General features: G+C 29.1%; 18 protein-coding genes and 7 tRNA genes. 22 read left to right on the plus strand and 3 right to left on the minus strand.

Annotated features, from left to right (window positions below; all coding sequences use genetic code 11):
- Window positions 1-307 precede the first annotated feature (307 nt).
- The 5 genes from Q1J48_RS06275 (at window position 308) to Q1J48_RS06295 (ending at window position 6,074) form a co-directional block, all read left to right on the plus strand.
- A complete protein-coding gene (locus tag Q1J48_RS06275; RefSeq protein WP_300331847.1) occupies window positions 308-1,972 on the plus strand; it encodes a LytS/YhcK type 5TM receptor domain-containing protein in 1,665 nt (554 codons plus the stop codon).
- A 3-nt stretch (window positions 1,973-1,975) separates the two neighbouring features.
- Window positions 1,976-2,704 (plus strand): LytR/AlgR family response regulator transcription factor, encoded by a 729-nt coding sequence (locus Q1J48_RS06280; RefSeq protein WP_300331850.1) that lies wholly within the window; start codon window positions 1,976-1,978, stop codon window positions 2,702-2,704.
- A gap of 86 nt (window positions 2,705-2,790) precedes the next feature.
- Window positions 2,791-3,234 carry an S-layer homology domain-containing protein gene (locus Q1J48_RS06285; protein ID WP_300331853.1) on the plus strand — a complete coding sequence of 148 codons (444 nt, stop codon included), beginning with the start codon at window positions 2,791-2,793 and terminating at the stop codon, window positions 3,232-3,234.
- Between the two features lie 35 nt (window positions 3,235-3,269).
- Window positions 3,270-4,607: a glucose-6-phosphate isomerase gene (locus Q1J48_RS06290; protein WP_300331856.1), complete on the plus strand. Its 1,338-nt coding sequence runs from the start codon at window positions 3,270-3,272 to the stop codon at window positions 4,605-4,607.
- A 27-nt stretch (window positions 4,608-4,634) separates the two neighbouring features.
- The gene (locus Q1J48_RS06295; RefSeq protein WP_300362058.1) at window positions 4,635-6,074 is read left to right on the plus strand and encodes an aminopeptidase; all 1,440 of its coding nucleotides are present in this window, start codon (window positions 4,635-4,637) and stop codon (window positions 6,072-6,074) included.
- Between the two features lie 66 nt (window positions 6,075-6,140).
- Here the strand turns inward: Q1J48_RS06295 and malQ are convergent, their stop codons facing one another.
- The gene (gene malQ, locus Q1J48_RS06300) at window positions 6,141-7,637 is read right to left on the minus strand and encodes a 4-alpha-glucanotransferase (RefSeq protein WP_300362061.1); all 1,497 of its coding nucleotides are present in this window, start codon (window positions 7,635-7,637) and stop codon (window positions 6,141-6,143) included.
- A gap of 165 nt (window positions 7,638-7,802) precedes the next feature.
- Here malQ and Q1J48_RS06305 point away from each other — a divergent pair.
- From Q1J48_RS06305 to Q1J48_RS06315, 3 genes are all read left to right on the plus strand, one after another.
- A tRNA-Val gene (locus Q1J48_RS06305) sits at window positions 7,803-7,878 on the plus strand.
- 10 nt (window positions 7,879-7,888) lie between these two features.
- A tRNA-Asp gene (locus Q1J48_RS06310) sits at window positions 7,889-7,966 on the plus strand.
- Window positions 7,967-8,100: 134 nt separating this feature from the next.
- Entirely contained in the window at window positions 8,101-9,096 is a 996-nt protein-coding gene (locus Q1J48_RS06315) for a hypothetical protein (protein WP_300362063.1), read from the plus strand.
- Between the two features lie 197 nt (window positions 9,097-9,293).
- On the opposite strand, the gene gltS is transcribed toward Q1J48_RS06315, so the two are convergent.
- The gene (gltS, locus tag Q1J48_RS06320; protein WP_300331229.1) at window positions 9,294-10,481 is read right to left on the minus strand and encodes a sodium/glutamate symporter; all 1,188 of its coding nucleotides are present in this window, start codon (window positions 10,479-10,481) and stop codon (window positions 9,294-9,296) included.
- A 454-nt stretch (window positions 10,482-10,935) separates the two neighbouring features.
- Here gltS and pykF point away from each other — a divergent pair, with 454 nt between their 5' ends.
- Window positions 10,936-12,351: a pyruvate kinase PykF gene (gene pykF, locus Q1J48_RS06325; protein ID WP_300331232.1), complete on the plus strand. Its 1,416-nt coding sequence runs from the start codon at window positions 10,936-10,938 to the stop codon at window positions 12,349-12,351.
- Window positions 12,352-12,439: 88 nt separating this feature from the next.
- Window positions 12,440-13,744 carry a phosphopyruvate hydratase gene (gene eno, locus Q1J48_RS06330; RefSeq protein WP_300331234.1) on the plus strand — a complete coding sequence of 435 codons (1,305 nt, stop codon included), beginning with the start codon at window positions 12,440-12,442 and terminating at the stop codon, window positions 13,742-13,744.
- A 78-nt stretch (window positions 13,745-13,822) separates the two neighbouring features.
- Here the strand turns inward: eno and Q1J48_RS06335 are convergent, their stop codons facing one another.
- Window positions 13,823-14,182 (minus strand): arsenate reductase family protein, encoded by a 360-nt coding sequence (locus Q1J48_RS06335; protein ID WP_300331237.1) that lies wholly within the window; start codon window positions 14,180-14,182, stop codon window positions 13,823-13,825.
- Between the two features lie 222 nt (window positions 14,183-14,404).
- Here Q1J48_RS06335 and minD point away from each other — a divergent pair, with 222 nt between their 5' ends.
- The 12 genes from minD (at window position 14,405) to Q1J48_RS06395 (ending at window position 21,220) form a co-directional block, all read left to right on the plus strand.
- Window positions 14,405-15,184: a septum site-determining protein MinD gene (minD, locus tag Q1J48_RS06340; RefSeq protein WP_300331240.1), complete on the plus strand. Its 780-nt coding sequence runs from the start codon at window positions 14,405-14,407 to the stop codon at window positions 15,182-15,184.
- Between the two features lie 101 nt (window positions 15,185-15,285).
- A tRNA-Thr gene (locus Q1J48_RS06345) sits at window positions 15,286-15,361 on the plus strand.
- A gap of 5 nt (window positions 15,362-15,366) precedes the next feature.
- Window positions 15,367-15,441 (plus strand) — tRNA-Glu (locus Q1J48_RS06350).
- A 16-nt stretch (window positions 15,442-15,457) separates the two neighbouring features.
- Window positions 15,458-15,542, plus strand: a tRNA-Tyr gene (locus Q1J48_RS06355).
- 6 nt (window positions 15,543-15,548) lie between these two features.
- Window positions 15,549-15,624 (plus strand) — tRNA-Val (locus Q1J48_RS06360).
- An 8-nt stretch (window positions 15,625-15,632) separates the two neighbouring features.
- A tRNA-Asp gene (locus tag Q1J48_RS06365) sits at window positions 15,633-15,710 on the plus strand.
- A 231-nt stretch (window positions 15,711-15,941) separates the two neighbouring features.
- Complete coding sequence (gene tyrS / locus Q1J48_RS06370) at window positions 15,942-17,168, plus strand: tyrosine--tRNA ligase (protein WP_300345074.1); 1,227 nt, start codon at window positions 15,942-15,944, stop codon at window positions 17,166-17,168.
- A gap of 15 nt (window positions 17,169-17,183) precedes the next feature.
- Window positions 17,184-17,651 carry a GNAT family N-acetyltransferase gene (locus tag Q1J48_RS06375; protein WP_300362065.1) on the plus strand — a complete coding sequence of 156 codons (468 nt, stop codon included), beginning with the start codon at window positions 17,184-17,186 and terminating at the stop codon, window positions 17,649-17,651.
- 47 nt (window positions 17,652-17,698) lie between these two features.
- A complete protein-coding gene (gene nth, locus Q1J48_RS06380; RefSeq protein ID WP_300345079.1) occupies window positions 17,699-18,346 on the plus strand; it encodes an endonuclease III in 648 nt (215 codons plus the stop codon).
- A 111-nt stretch (window positions 18,347-18,457) separates the two neighbouring features.
- A complete protein-coding gene (locus tag Q1J48_RS06385; protein WP_300362068.1) occupies window positions 18,458-19,630 on the plus strand; it encodes a cysteine desulfurase family protein in 1,173 nt (390 codons plus the stop codon).
- A gap of 19 nt (window positions 19,631-19,649) precedes the next feature.
- Window positions 19,650-20,024 (plus strand): Fe-S cluster assembly scaffold protein NifU, encoded by a 375-nt coding sequence (gene nifU, locus Q1J48_RS06390; RefSeq protein WP_300345085.1) that lies wholly within the window; start codon window positions 19,650-19,652, stop codon window positions 20,022-20,024.
- Window positions 20,025-20,116: 92 nt separating this feature from the next.
- Window positions 20,117-21,220 carry a D-alanyl-D-alanine carboxypeptidase family protein gene (locus Q1J48_RS06395; RefSeq protein ID WP_300362071.1) on the plus strand — a complete coding sequence of 368 codons (1,104 nt, stop codon included), beginning with the start codon at window positions 20,117-20,119 and terminating at the stop codon, window positions 21,218-21,220.
- Window positions 21,221-21,932: the final 712 nt, after the last annotated feature.

Consider the following 21,932-nt stretch of genomic DNA (forward strand, 5'->3'; position numbering starts at 1 on the left):
CCATCTTCTAATCTTTTAGCTGGTGTTAAAGCATTTTCATCTGGATTAAAAACTTTTTCTACTACCTTACCATAAATCATATACCCTACTATTAGGGCGATAACTGAAACTATAAAACTTATCATAAATTTATCCCTCCTAAAAATATATTTTTTACATTATATATTATACTATTTTTTTACTTTTTTTATCATTTTAATACTTAAAATGTATTTTTTAGAGTATAAAATGTAATTTTTTTTATCTGAAATGCACTTATCATAATTTTCTTTTTATGATAAAATACTTTTTAAGGAGATGATTTTAAATGTTTAATTTAATTAGTGCTCTTTTAAATAATCTAGGATATATTATTGTTATAGCGTTTTTATTTACCAGAATTCAATCTTCAAGAAATACCTTCGTCAAAGAAAATTATAATGCAAAGGATATTTTTGTCCTTTCTTTATTTTTTGGTGGGTTAGCTATAATCGGTACATATTCTGGAATTGATTTTAAAGGTTCAATTGCAAATACTAGAAATATTGGGGTTATCACAGGAGGACTTTTAGTTTCACCTTGGGTTGGAATAATTTCCGGAATTATTGCTGGCATTCATAGATTTTTTCTATTAGGTGGAGAATTTACAGCAGTTCCTTGTTCAATCTCTACTATCATTGGTGGTTTTTTTGTGGCTTACTTATCAAAATTTATAAACGAACAAAATAAATATGTCTATGGATTCTTTGCTGGATTTGTTGTAGAAAATTTAAGTATGTTTCTTATATATTTTCTTAGCACTGATAGACAGATTGCTCTAGAAATCATTCAAACTATATATCTTCCTATGATACTTGCTAATGCTTTAGGAGTTCCCATTGTTATTATAATAATTGAAAGTATCATAGAAGAAAAAGAAATAATGGCTGGAAGACAAGCTAAACTTTCTTTAGAAATAGCTGAAAAAACTCTTCCTTATTTTTCAAATGGTGGTTCTCTTGATGAAGTTTGTAAAATAATAATGAATGCCCTTGAAGCTAAGTGTGTAGTTCTGTCAAATGAAAAATTTATTGTTGGAAGTCATTCATACAGTAAAGAATATGAAGTTGATCATACAGAGGTAAAAAGTGAAGCTGCTAAAAAAGTTCTTTCAACTGGTAAAGTCTTCATCGCCAATAGAATCTTTAATAATGAAGAGTTTAATTGTGTAAAAGGAAATATAAATTCATATATTATAGTTCCTCTTTATCAGAATGAAAAAGTTTTCGGAACTTTAAAAGTCTATTTTGATAAGTTTGGACAGATAACTGAAAGTAAAAAAAATCTTATTGAAGGACTTTCAAAATTAATTTCTACTCAACTAGAACTTACAAAGATAGAAAATTTTAAAGCTATGGCTAGAGATGCAAACTTTAAAATGTTACAGACTCAAATAAACCCACATTTTTTATTTAATGCTTTGAATACCATTTCATCTTTTATAAGAATAAATCCTGAAAAAGCTAGAGATATTATTTTAAATCTCTCTACTATCTTAAGGTTTAATCTTGAAAATTTTGATAAACTTGTCACAGTTTCAAAAGAAATTGAACAAGTAAAAGCATATATAAATATAGAACAAGCTCGGTTTAATAATAAAATCAGGGTTAATTATTCTATTGAAGAAGATGTTGAAAACTTTCAAATTCCAAGTCTTATTGTTCAACCTCTTGTAGAAAATAGTATAAAACATGGTATTCTTCCTAAAAGAGAGGGGGGGACTGTTTCCATTGAAATAAATAAAATAGATAGTTCTCACATTAGAATAATCGTCCAAGATGATGGAGTAGGAATTCCCCAAGAGGTTATCAATTCCTTAAACAATAGTAATTTTAAAAGTATTGGTTTAAAGAACGTACACGATAGATTAAAACTTCTATATGGAAAAGGATTAGAAATAGAGAAATTAGGAAACGGAACCAAAATAAGTTTTGATATACAATTTAAGGAGTGATAGATGTTAAGATATATTATAGTTGAAGACGAATTTCCAGCAAGAGAAGAACTGAAATACTTTATTGGTCTTTATGAAGAGTTTTCTCTTGAAAAAGAATTTGAAAATCCAATAGATGCCTTAAAATTTTTAGAAGATACAGAAGTTGATGTAGCTTTTTTAGATATTAATATGTCTGGTATTGATGGAATTAATTTAGGAAAAATTATAAATAAACTAAATCCTAAAATGAAAATAGTTTTTATAACTGCTTATAGAGAATATGGAGCTGATGCTTTTGAACTAAATGCTTTTGATTATCTTTTAAAACCTTATTCCGAGGAGAGAATTAGAAAAACTTTAAATAATCTTTTAGAAGTTTTTCATTCACAAAATTTACAAAAAGATGAGTCTTCAAAAGTTAATAAGCTTGTCGTTACTGAAAATGATAAGTTTATTTTCTTATCTTTTGATAAAATTTATTATATTGAATCCTCAGAAAAAGAGTGTCTTATCCATACCAATGAAAAAGTTTATACTTCTAAATTAACCCTTTCTAAATTAGAAGAACTTTTACCCAATAAAAAATTCTTTAAAACACACAGGGCATATTTAGTAAATCTTGATAAAATAGTAGAACTTGAAGCTTGGTTCAGTGGTAGTTATCTTATAAAGCTTGAAAATATTCCTGAAAAAATTCCTTTAAGTAGAAATAATATTAAAATTTTTAAAGATTTATTTATTATAAAATAGCTACTTATTTAATTTTATAATTTTTTGCTTATATTTATTAATTGATAATGTTTTTGTCTTGTGTTATACTAAAACTAGGAGGAAATATGAAAATAAAAACACTTTTATTATTTTTTATTATAGCAACTTTTTCTTTAGGAGAAGAGGTAAAATTCAAAGATATTCCAACTGATCACTGGGCATATAAATCTGTTAAAACTCTTGTTGATAACAATATTATAGATCAAAAATCAGTAAATTTTAATGGAAATGCACCTCTTACAAGATATGAGTTTGCCTATGAACTTTCAAAACTATTTAATAGATTGGATACTGAAAAAATCAATAAAAAAGAGATTGATGTATTAAGAAGTATAATTTATGATTTTTCTGCAGAACTTAATAAAATTGGTTTTGATTACAAAAAATTTGAAGAAGAACTTTCAACTACAAAAGATGATATTGATACTCTTAAACAAATGGTTGAAATAAATAATAAAAAGATTAAAACTTTAGAGTCTAAGATAAAAGAACTAGAAAAAGACAGATAATTACTTTAAATTTTATAAAATAGGAGTGATGTAAAATGAAAAAACTAAAACTTGATTTATCAAAAGTTTTGGAATTTGTTTCAGAAGAAGAAATTCTAAAAATGGAAGATGAGGTTAAAAGAGCTGAAAAATTCCTTATCGAAAAAAATGGTGAAGGAAATGATTTCCTTGGTTGGATTGAACTTCCTACTAACTATGACAAAGAGGAATTTGAAAGAATTAAACTAGCTGCTGAAAAAATCAAAAAAAATTCAGAAGTTTTAGTAGTTATTGGTATTGGTGGATCTTATTTAGGAGCTAGAGCAACTATTGATTTCTTAAGTCATACTTTCTACAATAAAGTTACTAAAAATCATCCAGAAATTTATTTTGCTGGAAATAGTATCTCTGGTACTTATTTAGCTCATTTAATTGAAGCTATTGGAGATAGAGATTTCTCTGTCAATGTTATTTCTAAATCTGGTACTACTACTGAACCAGCTATCGCTTTTAGAATATTTAAAGAAATATTAGAGAAAAAATATGGTGTTGAAGGAGCTAGAGAAAGAATCTTTGCTACAACTGATGCTTCTAAAGGAGCTCTTAAAAAATTAGCTACTGAACAAAATTATGAAACTTTCACTATCCCTGATGATGTCGGAGGAAGATTCTCTGTTTTAACTCCAGTTGGATTACTTCCAATAGCAGCAGCTGGTATTGATATTGATGCTTTAATGGCTGGAGCTAGACAGGCTCAAAATGATTACACTGCTCCATTTGCTGAAAATGATTGTTATAAATATGCAGCAACTAGAAATCTTTTATTAAGAAGTGGAAAATGTATAGAACTTTTAATAAACTATGAACCAAAATTACACTATGTTGCTGAATGGTGGAAACAATTACACGGTGAATCTGAAGGAAAAGATGGAAAAGGATTATTCCCTGCTTCAGTTGATCTAAGTACAGATCTTCACTCTATGGGACAATATATCCAAGACGGACAAAGAACTTTATTTGAAACTCTTATAGATATAGATGAAAAAGAAACTGATATTGTAATTCCATTTGATAAAGAAGATTTAGACGGACTTAACTATATAGCTGGTAAAGGAATGAATTTTGTTAATGAAAAAGCTATGCTTGGTACTCAATTAGCTCACGTTGATGGTGGAGTTCCAAATATAAGAATAATTATGCCTAAAGCTGATGCATTTAGTTTAGGATATCTATTCTACTTCTTTGAAAAATCTTGTGGAATAAGCGGATACTTATTAGGAGTAAATCCATTTAATCAACCTGGAGTAGAAGCTTATAAGAAAAATATGTTCGCTTTACTTGGAAAATCTGGTTATGAAAAAGAAGCTGAACTTTTAAACAAAAGACTTAAATAATAGTTACATTTAGAGAAGGTGGTATTTATGTTATACAAAAAAACTAATGGTTGGAAAAATATCTCCCAAGAAAAAATGGAAGAAATATTTACAATGGGAGAAGAATATAAAAAAGTTTTAGATCTTGGAAAAACTGAAAGAGAATTTGTTGACTTAGCAACTAGCTTTGCTAAAGAATGTGGTTTCGTAGATGCTAGACTAAAAGACTTTTTAGTTCCCGGTGATAAAGTTTACTACCTTAACAGACATAAAAATATTGTTCTTGCTGTTATAGGTAAGGAAGATATTTTAAAAGGAATAAACTATATTGTTTCTCACATTGACTCTCCTAGATTAGATTTAAAACAAAATCCATTATATGAAGAGTTTGAATTAGCTTATATGAAAACTCATTACTATGGTGGTATTAAAAAATATCAATGGACTTCTATACCTTTAGCTCTTCACGGAGTTGTTGTTCTTGCTAATGGTGAAAAAGTAAAAATAGTAATCGGAGAACACGAAGATGATCCTGTATTTACTGTTCCAGATATTTTACCTCATCTTGATAGAAAAGTTCAAGGAGACAGAACTGCTAGAGAGGTTATAAAAGGAGAAGAGCTTCAAATTATAGTTGGATCTATACCAACTACTATTAATGATAGTGAAATTAAAGATCTTGTAAAATATAATATTCTTGAAAAACTTAATGATATTTACGGAATGACTGAAGAAGATTTTATCTCTGCTGAATTAGAATTAGTTCCAAGTCAAAAAGCAAAAGATGTTGGTCTTGATAGATCTCTTATCGGCGCTTATGGACAAGATGATAGAATTTGTGCTTATACATCTCTTAGAGCTATACTTGATATTCACGAAATCCCTAATAAAACTGCTATCTGTTTCCTAGCTGATAAAGAGGAAACAGGTTCTGATGGTTCTACTGGACTTCAAAGTGATTTCATAGATTATTTCACAGCTGATTTAATATTCAAAACAAAAAAAGTTTATTCTGATTTATATTTAAAAGAAACTCTATGGAATTCAAAAGCATTATCTTCTGATGTTAATGCTGGAGTAGATCCTATATTTAAAAGTGTTCACGATGTTCAAAATGCTCCTCAATTAGGTTATGGTGTTGTTATGGTTAAATATACTGGTTCTGGTGGAAAATATGGAACTAATGACGCCGATGCTGAATATGTTGGAGAAATTAGAAAATTATTAAATGATAATAAAATAGTTTGGCAAACTGGAATGCTTGGAAAAGTTGATGAAGGTGGAGGAGGAACTGTGGCTAAATATCTTTCTAAAAAAGGTATAAGCACTATTGATATTGGTCCTGCACTTCTTGCAATGCATTCACCTTTTGAAATTTCTTCTAAATTAGATATATTTGAAACTTATAGAACTTATAAAGCTTTCTACAAAGGGGTTTCTACTGAAGAAAAAAAATATATTACAAAAAGTAATAAAATTTACTTATAAAATTTAAATTTTATTTAAAAACTAAAGGGCTAGTTTCTCTAATCAGAAATTAGCCCTTTCTTATTTTTATCTTTTATAAAGTCTATTTAATTTTAATATAAAATCTTTATCAATATTTTTTATTTGTTCCTCTGTGATTCTATATCTCCAGTTTCCATTTGCTAAACCTGGTTTATTCATCTTAGTGTCACTTCCAAATCCACATAGATCTTGAATCGGTACAACCACTAAATTAGCAACACTCTGCCATAAAGTTCTTATTATAGCTCTACAAGAATCACTATAATAACCACCTTTTCCCCAGTCATCTCCCTGATAGTTACAATATTCTAAAGCATAGTTTCTCTCAGTTTCACTAGATTCCCAAAGCCAACCTAAAAGAGTATTATTATCATGAGTACCTGTGTAAGCCACTATATTTTTTTCATAATTATGAGGTAGATGTCCACTTTCATTTTCTGCAAATCCAAATTGAATAACTCTCATTCCCGGAAATTTAGTCTCTTTTAATAAAGTTCTAACATTGTCATCTATATCCCCTAAATCTTCAGCAATGATTGATTCTCTATTTATTTTTTTTAAAACTTCATCAAAGAAATCCATTCTAGGTCCTTTTACCCAATGTCCTTCCTTTGCAGTTTTGGCATTAGCTGGCACAGCCCAATAATCTGAAAAACCTCTAAAATGATCTATCCTAACCACATCAAATATTTTTAATGAATTTTCCAGCCTTTTTATCCACCAATCATAGTTTTCTTTTTTTAAAACTTCCCAGTTATATAAAGGGTTTCCCCATAATTGTCCCTCTTCTGAAAAATAATCAGGTGGAACTCCTGAGATAAATTTTGGCTTTTTATCCTCATCCAAGTCAAAGATATGAGAATTTCCCCAAACATCAGAACTTTCTAACGAAACATATATTGGAATATCCCCTATTATTTTTACTCCATTTTTATTTATTCTTTCTTTTATATCTTTCCATTGAGAATAAAATTCATATTGTAAAAATTCGTAGAATAAAACATCATCTAAATTTTCCTTTAAAAATTTTTCTAATTCTAATTTTTCATGAAATTTTAATCCTTTATTTTCCCATTCATACCAATCTTTATTATCATTTTTTTCTCTTATACTCATATATAGAGCAAAATCTTTTAACCAATAATTATTTTCCTCAGAAAATTTTAAAATATTTTTTTTGTATTTATCATCTATTCTTTCAAAAGCTTTTTTTAAAACTTCAATTCTTTTATTATTCAAAAATTCAAAATCAATACTATAAGGATCAGATACTTGATTTTCTTTTAATTCTTCTAAAGTTAATAAATTTTTACTATATAATGTTTCTAAATCTATAAACATAGGATTTCCTGCAAAGGCAGAAAAACTTTTATATGGTGAATTGCACAGATCTGTTGTACCAAAAGGTAAAGTTTGCCAATATTTAACTCCCATACTTTTTAAAAATTCTGAAAATTTTATTGCTTCCTCCCCAAAACTTCCAATTCCATATTTATTTGGTAAAGAAGAGATGTGTAATAATACTCCACTTGAACGTTCCATAAAATCCCCCTACTTCTTTTAATATAATTTATTATAACATAAAGTAATAAGTTTTTATCTTATAATTATTTTTTCATTGGTAATTAAAGGTTTTCTTTCTTTTTTTACTTTTTTAAAAAAAATTACTTGCAAATTTCTGTAAAATTTAGTATACTATCTCTTGTAGGTCGCATAGCTCAGTTGGGAGAGCACCTGCCTTACAAGCAGGGGGTCACAGGTTCAAGTCCTGTTGTGACCACCATTAAACAAGTGGGGGTGTAGCTCAGTTTGGTTAGAGCACTAGCCTGTCACGTTAGGGGTCGCGAGTTCGAGTCTCGTCACTCCCGCCATTAATAAATAAGAAATGAGAGATTTTTATCTCTCTTTTTTTTATTTCTAAGAAAAAATAAATTTTTACTATAAAAGTTAATAAAAAACATGTTATAATGATAACCTATTAAAAGAAAATAATGAAGGAGAAAAAATGAGAAAAAAATTATTAATAATGTTATCATTGCTATCGTTAAATCTTTATGCACAAGATATTTATAAATCAGCAATCAAAGATTTAAAAATGGAAGAATTAGTGGCTACTTATTCTGAAGAGAAAGCAGAAAAAAGTTTAAAGGGATACGAAGGAAAAGATAATTTAAAAGAGAAAGCTGTATTGGTTGATTTAAAAGCTATAACGATTGAGGATTTAAATTCTGAAAAAAATATTAATAAAAAATTAAAAGCTTTTGTTAAAGATTATACAGATACAAAGGAATATTATCTTGGAAATGTATCAGATAAAAATATAATTGAGAGATTAAATAATAAATGGAATAGAGGGAAAATAATAGAAGGAAGTCCACTAAATTCAGTATTAAATGAAGCTATACTTAAAGGATTGACAACAGGGTATAATATAAAAGATAGAAGTGAATATGCTAATTTTGATAAGGAATATACAGTTAGTTATGGACATAATGATATGATACATGCCTCTCAAATAATAGGATTGTTAAAAGGAGAAAATATAGATGCAAAGGTTCAATTGGAATTAAAAACATCAGCTTTTGTATATCTACCAGAATGGGGAGAATCAAGCTATACTACAACTAAGATGCCTGATGGAACTATAATAGCTCATCCGTTAGAATATGATTTAAAATTTCAATTTGAATCTCAGAAAGATAAAGAGAGATTCCTTGAATTAGTAGATAAATATGCTAAAAAAGATGAAGAAAATCAAAATGGACTTCTTTATGAATCTTGGTGGCAACCATTTGTTCAGACAGAAAAAGTAGCTGGATATGAAATGCTAATAGATAATATAGTATCAGATGGTAAATATGATGCTCATGTTTTAACTTTACCAGAGAAATCAAAAGCTTTAGTAAAAGAAGTTTCTAAAAATAAAGAAATAGAGGTAAAAATAAAAAAAGTCTGGGTAAATCCTGCATTTTATAGATTTATGTCAGGGGAATATAAATAAAAAGAACTAAGTTTGTAGAAGGATTGATTCCTATATTTTATAGGGTTAATCCTTTTAATTTTTTTTGATTTTAAATAAAATATTTTATACTTTATTATTTTAAAGAAGTTTTTAAAATTATCTAAAAAAACTGCACCTAAAAGTTTACATAACTAAGCTTTTAGGTGCAGTATATTTTTATAAAAACAAAATAGACTTTACTTGACCAAGTTAATGAAGAATGTAATTATAGCTGCATTAAAGAAGTCTATAAATAAACTACCAACAATAGGTATAACGAAGAATGCTTTAGGAGATGGAAGATATCTCTCTGTTAATGCTTCCATGTTTGCTAAGGCTTTTGGTGTAGTACCAAAACCACAACCACAATGTCCACCAGTCATAATAGCAGCATCATAATCTCTTCCTGTAATATTAAATGTAACAAAATATGCAAATGCTCCCATTAATATAGTTTGACCTATTAACATTATGATTAATGGTAAAGCTAATTCTTTAAGTTCCCAAAGTTTAAATGCCATAAGAGTCATAGAAAGGAACATAGCTAAAGTAAAACTTCCAATAGTAGATACAATATCTAAATCAATTTCAAATTTTCCAGTAAAATCAGAGATATTTCTGATAACAGAGGCAGCAAACATTGCTCCAATATAAGATGGAAGAACTAATCCTAAATGATTTAAGAAATTTGAGATTAAACTACCAATTCCCATAGCTATAACAATTTGAAATCCTGTTGGAAGAACTTTTTTAGTTATAAGAACATCAGATTTATCATTTAAAGAATCGAAATTATTAGAGTTTTTATGTTTTTCTAATAAAGAGTGTTTTTCTATTAGATGTTTACAAATTGGACCAGCGATGATACTACCAGCAATAAGGGCATAAGTAGCAGTTGCCATAGCCACCATAGTTGCACCAGGGGCTCCAAAACTCTCCATGATTGGACCAAAGGCTCCAGCAGTTCCAGGACCACCTGTAGTAGCGAGAGAACCAGTTGCTAAACCAATTAAAAGGTTAACATTAAGGAATTTAGCCATAGCGATACCAGCTATATTTTGGAATAGAGTTAATCCTACAGCAGCAATTAAAAACATAAGAACAGGAAAACCTGCTTTCTTTAAAAGTCTAATACTAGCTGAGAAACCAACTGTGGTGAAAAAAGCTATCATAAAGACTTCTTTTAATGAATCTTCAAAAACAAAAGAGAAAAGTTGAGTCTCATGACCTATTAAAGTAAAAATAGAAAATATAGTTCCACCAGTAACGGCATCAGGAATACAATTTTCTTTTAAAAACTTAAAAGAATTATTTATAAATTTTCCTAAGTATAGTACTAATACGGCTAAAGCCATAGTTTGAATGTTTGTTAGTTCGAATAACATACAAGTGTTCCCCCTTATAAAACTTTGTTTCATTTTATGGATATTATTTTTATTCCAAAAATTAATATATCACACAATATATAGATGTTTCAAATATATATAATATATAATAGAGAGAAAAATGTTAAATTATATTAAAAAATGTTAAAAAATATTTTCGAAAAATTTGTCATAATACTACATTATAAAATGTAAAAAATAAAATTAAAAAATATATTAATTTAGTTAAAAAAAACAAAAAAATAAAATAATATAAATGTAGGAAAAAAATAAAAAATAAAAAAATAAATAAAAATATCAGAAATATTAAGAGTAAGTATGTTACCAAAAATAGATGAAAAAATAACCACTAAGAAAATTGACAAAGTTCAAAAATTTGTTTAAAATTAAGACAATAGAATAGGTAAATAATTGTGTGTCAAAAAATTTAAAAATAGATTATAGAGGTGATTTTGTGAAAAAAACAAAAATAGTTTGTACTATTGGACCAAAAAGTGAACCAAAAGAAGTATTAACTAAATTACTTAAAGCTGGAATGAACGTAATGAGATTAAACTTCTCTCACGGAAGTTACGATGAACACGGACAAAGAATAGCTACTTTAAGAGAAATCCAAAGAGAAACAGGATTAAAAGCAGCAATATTATTAGATACTAAAGGACCTGAAATCAGAACTATTAAATTAGAGAATGGTGAAGATGTACAATTAGTAGCAGGACAAAACTTTACTATAACTACAGATAAAACTGTAATAGGAAACGATAAAATAGTTGCAGTTACTTATGCAGATTTTGCAAAAGATTTATCAGTAGGAAATACTGTATTAATTGATGATGGTTTAATTGAATTAACAGTTAAAGAAATCGTTGATAACGAAGTTAGATGTGTTGTTGAAAACAACGGACTTTTAGGAGAAAATAAAGGAGTTAACTTACCAAATGTAAGTGTTAACTTACCAGCATTAGCTGAAAAAGATATTGCTGACTTAAAATTTGGTTGTGAGCAAGGTGTTGACTTTGTAGCAGCTTCATTTATAAGAAAAGCTTCTGACGTAAGAGAAGTAAGAAGAGTTTTAACTGAAAACGGTGGAGCAGATATAAAAATAATCTCTAAAATAGAAAATAAAGAAGGATTAGATAACTTTGATGAAATATTAGAGCTTTCTGATGGTATCATGGTAGCAAGAGGAGACCTAGGAGTAGAGATTCCTGTTGAAGAAGTTCCATTTGCTCAAAAAATGATGATAGCAAAATGTAATCAAGCTGGAAAACCAGTTATTACAGCAACTCAAATGTTAGATTCAATGATAAAAAATCCTAGACCAACTAGAGCAGAAGCAAACGACGTTGCAAACGCAATCCTAGATGGAACAGATGCTGTAATGTTATCTGGAGAAAGTGCTAAAGGAAAATATCCAGTAGAAGCAGTTTCAGTTATGACAAGAATAGCTGAGAAAACAGATCCATTATTATATAGTAATGTTGAATATGAGAAAAAAGAAGAAATAGGAATCACAGAAGCAGTTGCAAAAGGTTGTGTAGATGCTGCTGAAGTTTTAGGAGCAAAATTAATCGTTGTAGGAACTGGTTCAGGAAGAGCTGCAAGAAGTTTAAGAAAATACTTCCCAACAGCAATGATTCTTGCTATAACTAACAATCAAAAAGCATTTAACCAATTAATATTAAGTAAAGGTGTAATTCCTTACTTAAGTGGAGATTTCAAAAATTTAAATGACTTCATGGAAAATGCTGAAAAAGTTGCTGTAGGATTAGGTCTAGTAAAAACTGGAGATATAATTGCTGCAACTTGTGGTGAAGAAGTATTTATGACTGGAACAACTAACACAGTTAAAATCATGAAAGTTAAATAATAAATTATTAGTAGATAAAAAAATAAAAAAGTAGTAAAATATTATAGAATAGTTTTATAAAATTTAATAGAATTTATAGGAGGAAAAAATGACAAGAATAGCTGACGTAGTAGCAAGAGAAATACTTGACTCAAGAGGAAATCCTACTGTTGAAGTAGATGTTGTATTAGAGTGTGGAGCTAAAGGAAGAGCTGCAGTTCCATCTGGAGCATCTACAGGAGCTTACGAAGCAGTAGAATTAAGAGATGGAGATAAATCAAGATATTTAGGAAAAGGTGTTTTAACAGCTGTAAAAAATGTTAACACAGAAATAAAAGAATTAATACTTGGAATGGATGCTTTAGACCAAGTTAAAATAGACAGAGCTATGATCGCTTTAGATGGAACACCAAATAAAGGAAGATTAGGAGCTAACGCTATACTAGGTGTATCTTTAGCAGTTGCAAAAGCAGCAGCAGAAGCATTAGGAATGCCTCTATATAAATATTTAGGTGGAGTAAATGCAAAAGAATTACCTTTACCAATGATGAATATATTAAATGGAGGATCTCACGCTGACTCTGCAGTAGACGTTCAAGAATTCATGATCCAACCAGTTGGAGCAAAATCATTCCAAGAAGCTATGAGAATGGGTTGTGAAGTATTCCATCACTTAGGAAAATTATTAAAAGCAAATGGAGATTCTACTAACGTTGGAAACGAAGGAGGATATGCTCCAGCTAAAATAAACGGAACTGAGGGAGCTCTTGAGTTAATAATGGAAGCTATAAAAGCTGCTGGATATGAACCAGGAAAAGATATCACTTTCGCAATGGATGCTGCTTCAAGTGAGTTCTGTCAAGAAGTAAACGGAAAATTTGAATACCACTTCAAGAGAGAAGGAGGAGTTGTAAGAACTTCTGAAGAAATGGTTGAATGGTATGCTGGATTAGTAGAAAAATATCCTATCAAATCAATAGAAGATGGATTAGGAGAAGATGACTGGGCTGGTTGGCAATTATTAACAGCTAGACTTGGAGATAAAGTTCAACTTGTTGGAGACGACTTATTTGTAACTAACACTGAAAGATTAAAAAGAGGAATCGAATTAAAAGCTGGAAACTCTATATTAATAAAACTTAACCAAATCGGTACTTTAACAGAAACTTTAGATGCTATCGAAATGGCTAAGAGAGCAGGAATGACTGCAGTTGTTTCTCACAGATCTGGAGAAACTGAAGATGCTACAATAGCTGACATAGCTGTTGCAACAAACGCAGGACAAATCAAAACTGGATCTACTTCAAGAACTGATAGAATGGCTAAATACAACCAATTATTAAGAATTGAAGAAGAATTAGGAGATATGGCTCAATACAACGGATTAGAAGTATTCTACAATATCTGCAAATAATTAAAAAATTAATCCCCTAAAAAATTTAGGGGATTTTTTGTAAAAACCTCTCAAAAATGAGAGGTTTTTATTTTTATATTATTTATTGAAAAATTCAGACCATTTATCAGCTTTAAATCCTATCAAAACTCCATTTTCACTAATAACAAGGGGTCTTTTTACAAGCATTCCATTTGTAGATAAAAGTTTTATCATATCTTCTTCAGACATTGTAGTAAGTTTATCTTTTAATTGCATCTCTCTGTATAAAATTCCACTTGTATTAAAAAATTTTTTAGCAGGAAGTCCACTTAGATTAATAAAATTCTTTAATTCATCAAAGTTAGGATTTTCTTCAACAATATGCCTACTAATAAATTCAATATTATTTTCTTCTAACCATTTTCTAGCTTTTATACAAGTTGTACATTTAGGATAATTTAAAAATAAAACAGACATAAGTATCTCCTTTCAAGATTTTATTGATACTATAATTATAACTTATATTTTTAAATTTGTATATGGGAATCTTGAGTTTAAAAGGATTATAAAATTTTGATTTAGAAAAAATTTATTGAATGAGTAATGCTAGTGTGATATACTTAATATAGATTAAATTTGTTTATTATATTAAAACTAGTGATGATTTAAGTGCACATATAAAGATTAGGAGGCTAAATAATGGGGAAAGTTCTAGTAATTACTTCAGGAAAAGGAGGAGTAGGAAAAACAACAACAACAGCGAATATTGGGACAGGATTAGCATTAGAAGGAAAAAGTGTGCTACTTATTGATACAGATATAGGACTTAGAAACTTAGATGTTGTTATGGGACTTGAAAATAGAATAGTCTATGATTTAGTTGACTTAATAGAAGGACGTTGCAAAATAAAGCAAGCTCTTATAAGAGATAAAAGAAATAAAAATTTATGTCTTATTCCAGCTGCTCAAACAAGAGATAAAAATGATGTGACTCCAGAGCAAATGAAAGAGTTGATAGATGCAATTAAAGGAGATTTTGATTATATTTTAATTGATTGTCCAGCAGGAATAGAACAAGGGTTTAGAAACGCCATAGTAGCTGCAGATGAAGCGATTGTAGTAGTTACTCCAGAAGTTTCGGCTGTAAGAGATGCTGATAGAATAATAGGACTATTAGAGGCTAATGAAATAAGTAAAATAAAATTAGTTGTAAATAGAATGAGAATGGATATGGTAAAACAGGGAAATATGATGAGCGTTCAAGATATAGTTGATATACTGGCACAAGATGTATTAGGTGTTGTACCAGATGATGAGAGTATAGTTGTTTCTACAAATAAAGGAGAACCTCTTGTATTTAAAAGAAATTCATTAGCTAGTAAAGCATATAAAAATATAGTTCAAAGAGTATTAGGAAAAGAGATTCCATTTTTAGATTTAGATATAAAAAAAGGATTTTTCAGAAGAATTTTTGGATAAAAAATATTGAAAATAAAAGGAAAAATAAAAAAACTTTTAAAAGTATAAAAAAAATGTTGACAAGATATGGTAATTATGATATCATTATATCTGTTAATGACGCCGCTTTAGCTCATCTGGTAGAGCAACTGACTTGTAATCAGTAGGTGACTGGTTCGATTCCGGTAAGCGGCACCATAACTGCCCCGTTCGTTCAACGGTTAGGACATCAGATTTTCACTCTGGAAACAGGGGTTCGATTCCCCTACGGGGTACCAATTAAATAAAAATAATGGTGAGGTTCCCGAGTGGCCAAAGGGAGCAGACTGTAAATCTGCCAGCTACGCTTTCGATGGTTCGAATCCATCTCTCACCACCACTCTATGGTCGCATAGCTCAGTTGGGAGAGCACCTGCCTTACAAGCAGGGGGTCACAGGTTCAAGTCCTGTTGTGACCACCATAAAAAATGGGGGTGTAGCTCAGTTTGGTTAGAGCACTAGCCTGTCACGTTAGGGGTCGCGAGTTCGAGTCTCGTCACTCCCGCCATTTTAAGAAGATATGAGATGCTATGCATCTCTTTTTTTTTACTAGAAAAAAAGAAAGTTTTATGTTAGAATAAATAGTAAAAGAAAACAGGGGGAATTAAATTGGAAAAAATAAGTGATGTTCTAAGAGAAAGAGGACAGTTAAAACAATTTACAGATTATAGATATTGTACTCCAGACTTTTTGTATATAAAATAAAAAATATGAAGATAAGTATAGGAGGATATTAATTATGAATAACGTTTATGACGTGCTTAAAGAACGTGGATATTTAAAACAATTTACAGATGAAGAGGCTATAAAAAAATTATTAGGTGAAGAGAAAGTAACTTTTTATATAGGATTTGACCCAACTGCTGACAGTTTACATGTAGGACATTTTATCGCTATGATGTTTATGGCTCATATGCAAAAATATGGACATAGACCAATTGCCTTAGTTGGTGGTGGAACTGCAATGATAGGTGACCCTAGTGGAAGAACAGATATGAGACAAATGATGACAAAGGAAACAATTGCTCATAATGTTTCTTGTATAAAAAAACAAATGGAAAAATTTATTGATTTTACAGATGGAAAGGCTATTTTAGCTAACAATGCTGACTGGTTATTAGATTTAAATTATATAGATTTCATAAGAGATATAGGATCTCTATTCTCTGTAAGCAGAATGTTAACAGCAGAGTGTTTTAAAAGCAGAATGGAAAATGGAGGACTTTCTTTCTTAGAGTTTAACTATATGCTTATGCAAGGATATGACTTCTATGTGTTAAATGAAAAATATAATTGTAAAATGGAACTTGGCGGAGATGACCAATGGTCTAATATAATTGCAGGTATAAATGTAGTAAGAAAGAAAAAGCAACAAGAAACTTATGGAATGACTTGTACTTTACTAACTAATAGTGAAGGAAAGAAAATGGGAAAAACTGCAAAAGGAGCTTTATGGTTAGACCCAGCTAAAACTTCTCCATATGAATTTTATCAATATTGGAGAAATGTAGATGATGCTGATGTTGAAAAATGTTTAGCATTATTAACATTCTTACCAATGGATGAAGTAAGAAGATTAGGTTCTTTAAAAGATGCTGAGATCAATAAGGCAAAAGTTATATTAGCTTATGAAATAACTAAGATGATCCATGGAGAAGAAGAAGCTGCAAAAGCAAAGGCTGCTTCAGAAGCATTATTTGGAGCTGGAAACAATATGGAAAACGTTCCAAGCAAAGATTTAACAAGAGATCAATTAGGTGTGGAATTAATAGAATTTTTAGCAGTTAATAAAGTTTTAAAGAATAAGAGTGAAGGAAGAAGACTTATAGAGCAAAATGGTATGTCAATTGATGATGAAAAAGTTACTGATATAAAATTTGCTCTTACAGAAAATATTTTTGAAGGTAAAGAATATATAGTAGTAAAAATGGGTAAAAAAAGATTTTTAAAAGTAGTTTTAAAATAATTGGTTGGTGATAGTTTGATATTTTTGAGAGGAACTGTTGATGGAGATATAGAAAGTATATATAAAAATATACATGCTCAATATATAAAAAAATATTATCCAGGAAAAGAAAAAGAACAATGGGAAAATCATAAGAGATGGTATAAATTTCTTATAAAATCTCCCTCTTATGCTTTATATACAGTCACTAATAAAGATGAAGAATTTTTAGGCTATGTTAAGTTTGAAATTGATGAAGAATTTGCGATTATAAATATTTTTTTAATTGAAGAGATGAGAGGAAAAAATATTAGTTCAGATATAATAAGACTTAGTATGGAAGAATTTACATTTAAAAATTCAAAAATATCAGTAATTTTTGCTTATATTTTAGAGGAGAATACAGCATCTATAAAAGCTTTTAAGAAAGTTGGATTTGTATTTGATTCTTTAGAAGAATATAAAGGTTTGGAGCATATGCTATTTATTAAAACCTTGGATTAATAAGACGGGGAATCCCGTCTATTTTTCTATAAAAATAAGGAGAGATTATGACAAAAAAAGATGGAGTAAAATTTGTTTTAGAAAAATTAGAAGAAAAATTTGGAAAACCAAAGTGTGCTTTGAATTATGAAACTCCTTTCGAGCTTTTAGTTGCTGTAATTTTATCAGCTCAGTGTACAGATAAAAGGGTAAATATAGTTACTCAAAAAATGTTTAGAGAAGATAAGATAAATACTCCTGAACAATTTGCAACTATGGAGATAGAAGAGATAGAAGAGTTGATAAAGAGTACAGGATTTTATAGAAATAAAGCTAAAAATATTCAAAAAGCAGCGAGACAATTATTGGAAAAATATAATGGAGAATTGCCAAAGGAGATGGATAAGTTATTAGAACTTGGTGGTGTTGGTAGAAAAACTGCTAATGTTGTTAGAGGAGAAATTTGGGGACTTGCAGATGGAATAACAGTTGATACTCATGTTAAAAGGATAACAAATCTTTTAGGATTTACAAAGGAGAGTGATCCAATAAAAATTGAAAAGGATCTGATGAAAATAGTTCCTAAAAAAAGTTGGATTGATTTTTCTCACTATATTATTTTGCAAGGAAGAGATAAGTGTATAGCTAGACGTCCTAAGTGTGATGAGTGTGAAATAAAAGAAGCTTGCAAATACTATGAAAAAAATAAAAAATAATTAAAAAAATACAAAAAATATATATAATAATTCTTGACAAAATAGATAAAGAAATGGTATAAATATATAGGGTAAGGAAAAGAGTCTAACGACATATAGGAGATGAAAATAATGAAAATATATTTAGATAATAACGCAACAACTAGATTAGACGATGAAGTATTTGAAAGTATGATTCCTTTCTTCAAAGAAGAATATGGAAATGCTTTTAGTTTACACCTTTTTGGTCAAGAAACAGGAAAAGCTGTTGCTGAAGCAAGAAAAAAAGTTGCTGATGTGTTAGGTGTACTTCCAGAAGAAATAATATTCACTGCTTCTGGAACTGAGTCAGATAACTTAGCTATAAGAGGGATCGCAAGAGCTTATAAAAATAGAGGAAAACATATAATAGTTAGTGCTATAGAACACCCTGGAGTAAGAAACACTTGTAAAGATTTAGAGAGTGAAGGATATGAGGTAACTGTTATTGGTGTTGACAAAAATGGAGTAGTTGACCCAGAAGAAATAAGAAAAGCTATTAAAGATGATACTATTCTTATAACAGTTATGCATGCAAATAATGAAACTGGTGCTGTTCAACCAATAGAAGAAATTGGAAAAATAGCTAAAGAAAATAAAGTATTATTCCATGTAGATGCAGTTCAATCTATGGGGAAATATAATATAAAACCAAAAGAAATAGGAGCAGATACTATGGCTTTCACTGCTCATAAATTCTACGGGCCTAAAGGAATAGGAGCTTTATATATAAGAAATGGTGTTAGAATAGGAAAAGTTATAACTGGTGGGGATCAAGAGAAAAGATTAAGACCAGGAACAACAAATACTCCATTGATTATAGGGCTTGCTAATGCTTTAGAAAAACAATATAATAATAGAGAAGAAGAAAATAAAAGAATATCAGAATTAAGAGATTACTTTGAGGAAGAATTATTAAAAAGACTTCCTGAAATAGTTATAAACTCAAAAGATGTAAAAAGATTATCTGGAACTTCTAGTGTAACTTTCAAATATGTAGAAGGAGAGTCAATACTACTTTTACTAAGTATGAAAGGTATAGCTGTTAGTTCAGGATCAGCTTGTTCATCAAATGATTTGCAAGCATCACATGTATTAGTTGCTATGGGAATTCCTGAAGAATTTGCACACGGAACTATAAGATTTAGTTTAGGAAAATATAACACAAAAGAAGAAATAGATTATACTATTGATTCTGTTGTAGAGATTATAGAAAGACTAAGAACATTATCACCGCTTTGGAATGAGTTTATAAACAAAAAATAATTAAAAAGGAGAGAACAAAATGCAATATACAGAAAAAGTAATGGAACACTTTATGAATCCAAAACACGTAGGAGTTATGGAAAATCCAGATGGGTATGGAAAAATAGGAAATCCTTCTTGTGGGGATATAATGGAAATATTCTTAAGAATAGAAAACGATATAATAACAGATGTAAAATTTAGAACATTTGGTTGTGCATCAGCAATAGCTTCATCTTCAGTATCAACAGAGATGGTATTAGGAAAATCAATAGAAGAAGCTTTACAATTAACAAATAAAGCAGTAGTTGATGAATTAGGTGGATTACCACCTGCAAAAATGCACTGTTCAGTACTAGCTGAAGAGGCTATAAAAGCAGCTATTGAAGATTATTTATCAAAAAAAAATAAATAGTTAATTAAACTAAAAAGGTGGGATATTCTCACCTTTTTTTTATTACGAAAAAATGTTATAATTAAAAAAAATAAAATTGGAGGAAAAAATAGTTGATAAATAGATTGATAATAATTTTAATGGTTATTTTATTTAGTGTTTCTTTTGGAGGAGAGGGGAAAGATTATAAATCTTATGTATTAGGGACAAGTGATGGAAATATAATTTTATCAGAAAGTGAAAATAATAAATATCCATTAGCTTCTGTAACTAAAATGATGACTCTTTTAGTTGTATATGATGAAATTTCAAAAGGAAATTTATCTAAAGAAGATAGAATAGAAATAGATGAAGAGGTAGCTAAAATAGGTGGAAGTAAAATATATATGAAAGCTGGACAAAAAATTAAAGTTGATGATCTGATAAAAGCTACAGCTATTCATTCAGCTAATAACGCTGCTTTCGCTTTAGCTAAACATGTAGGTAGAGGGAATGTAGATAATTTTGTAAATAAAATGAGAGAAAAAGCTAAAGATTTAGGATTGGAGAATGAGGTTGAATTTTATACTCCGACAGGTCTTCCTACAAATATGACAGGAAAAGAGATGGATAAAGGAACAGCTTATGGAATTTATAAATTAGGAATAGAAGCTTTAAAAAATGATGATTATATAAAAATCGCTTCTCAAAAAAGCACAACTATTTATTCTGGAAAGATAAAATTAATGAATAGAAATAAGCTCCTTGGAAAGGAGGGAATTTTTGGAATAAAAACAGGACATCACAATGCAGCTGGTTATAATATGGCTGTTGCTTCAAATAAAAATAATATAGAATTAGTCTATGTTGTTTTAGGGGGAAAAAATGAAACGATTAGAGATAAAAAAATAATTTCAGATATAAGTCAGTTTTATAATGAAAATAGAAGAACTTTCTTATTAAGAAAGGATAGTCCTATTGATAATCTTTACTTAGAAGAAAGTGCTATGAAAGTGGTTGAGGTTTTTCCAGATAAAGATTTTTCAAAAATTATAAAAAAAGATAGCAAGATTATTTTTGAAATTAAATATAATAAAATAGAATTACCTTTAAAGAAGGATGAGGTAATAGGAAAATATAATTTAATTTTAGATCATATGACAGAAATTAGTGGAGATTTAGTAGTAAGAGAAAATATTTTGAATAAAAAAATGAAATTTAGTGAATTCTCTATTTAAAAATTAATTTGAAAATAAAAGAAAATTAAAAAAATAAAATAAAAAATAAAAAAATTATTGACAGAAATTAAAAAAGAAAAAATGAAAATAAAAGTCATGAAAATAATGTTCAAATTGTGTGAAGAAGATAGACTAAAACAGATTTATTCTATGGTTGAGAAGTCAGTGGAAGATGATAATAAATGGCAATATAATTTTAAAATAAATTGGGTATAATAAAGTGGAATTAATTTTTAATGAGCTGATCTCTTTGAAAGCACTAAAAATTAAGGTAAGTTTGAAGAGTTTTTTACTTATGTTTTTCTTTGTGGTTGGAAGGTAAAACTCTGAATTTTTAATTTTTTTTAATTTTTTTATTATTATGTTATGTTAATCACCATACATTACATCATTAGTTTTTTTTTTTTAAAGATTTTATTTATTTATTTGACAGAGAGAGAGACAGCGAGAGAGGGAACACAAGCATGGGGAGTGTGAGAGGGAGAAGCAGGCTTCCCGCCGAGCAGGGAGACCGATGCGGGGCTCGATCCTAGGACCCTGGGATCATGACCTGAGCCGAAGGCAGACGCTTAACCATCTGAGCCACCCAGGCGCCCCAAGCGGTCCTTTTAAAGTACAAATTTATATTTTAACTATCTTAGCCGTTTTTTTTTTTTTTTAAAGATTTTATTTATTTATTTGACGGAGAGAGACAGCGAGAGAGGGAACACAA

It is taken from the genome of Fusobacterium sp. (assembly GCF_029258315.1).
Lineage (GTDB): Bacteria > Fusobacteriota > Fusobacteriia > Fusobacteriales > Fusobacteriaceae > Fusobacterium_B.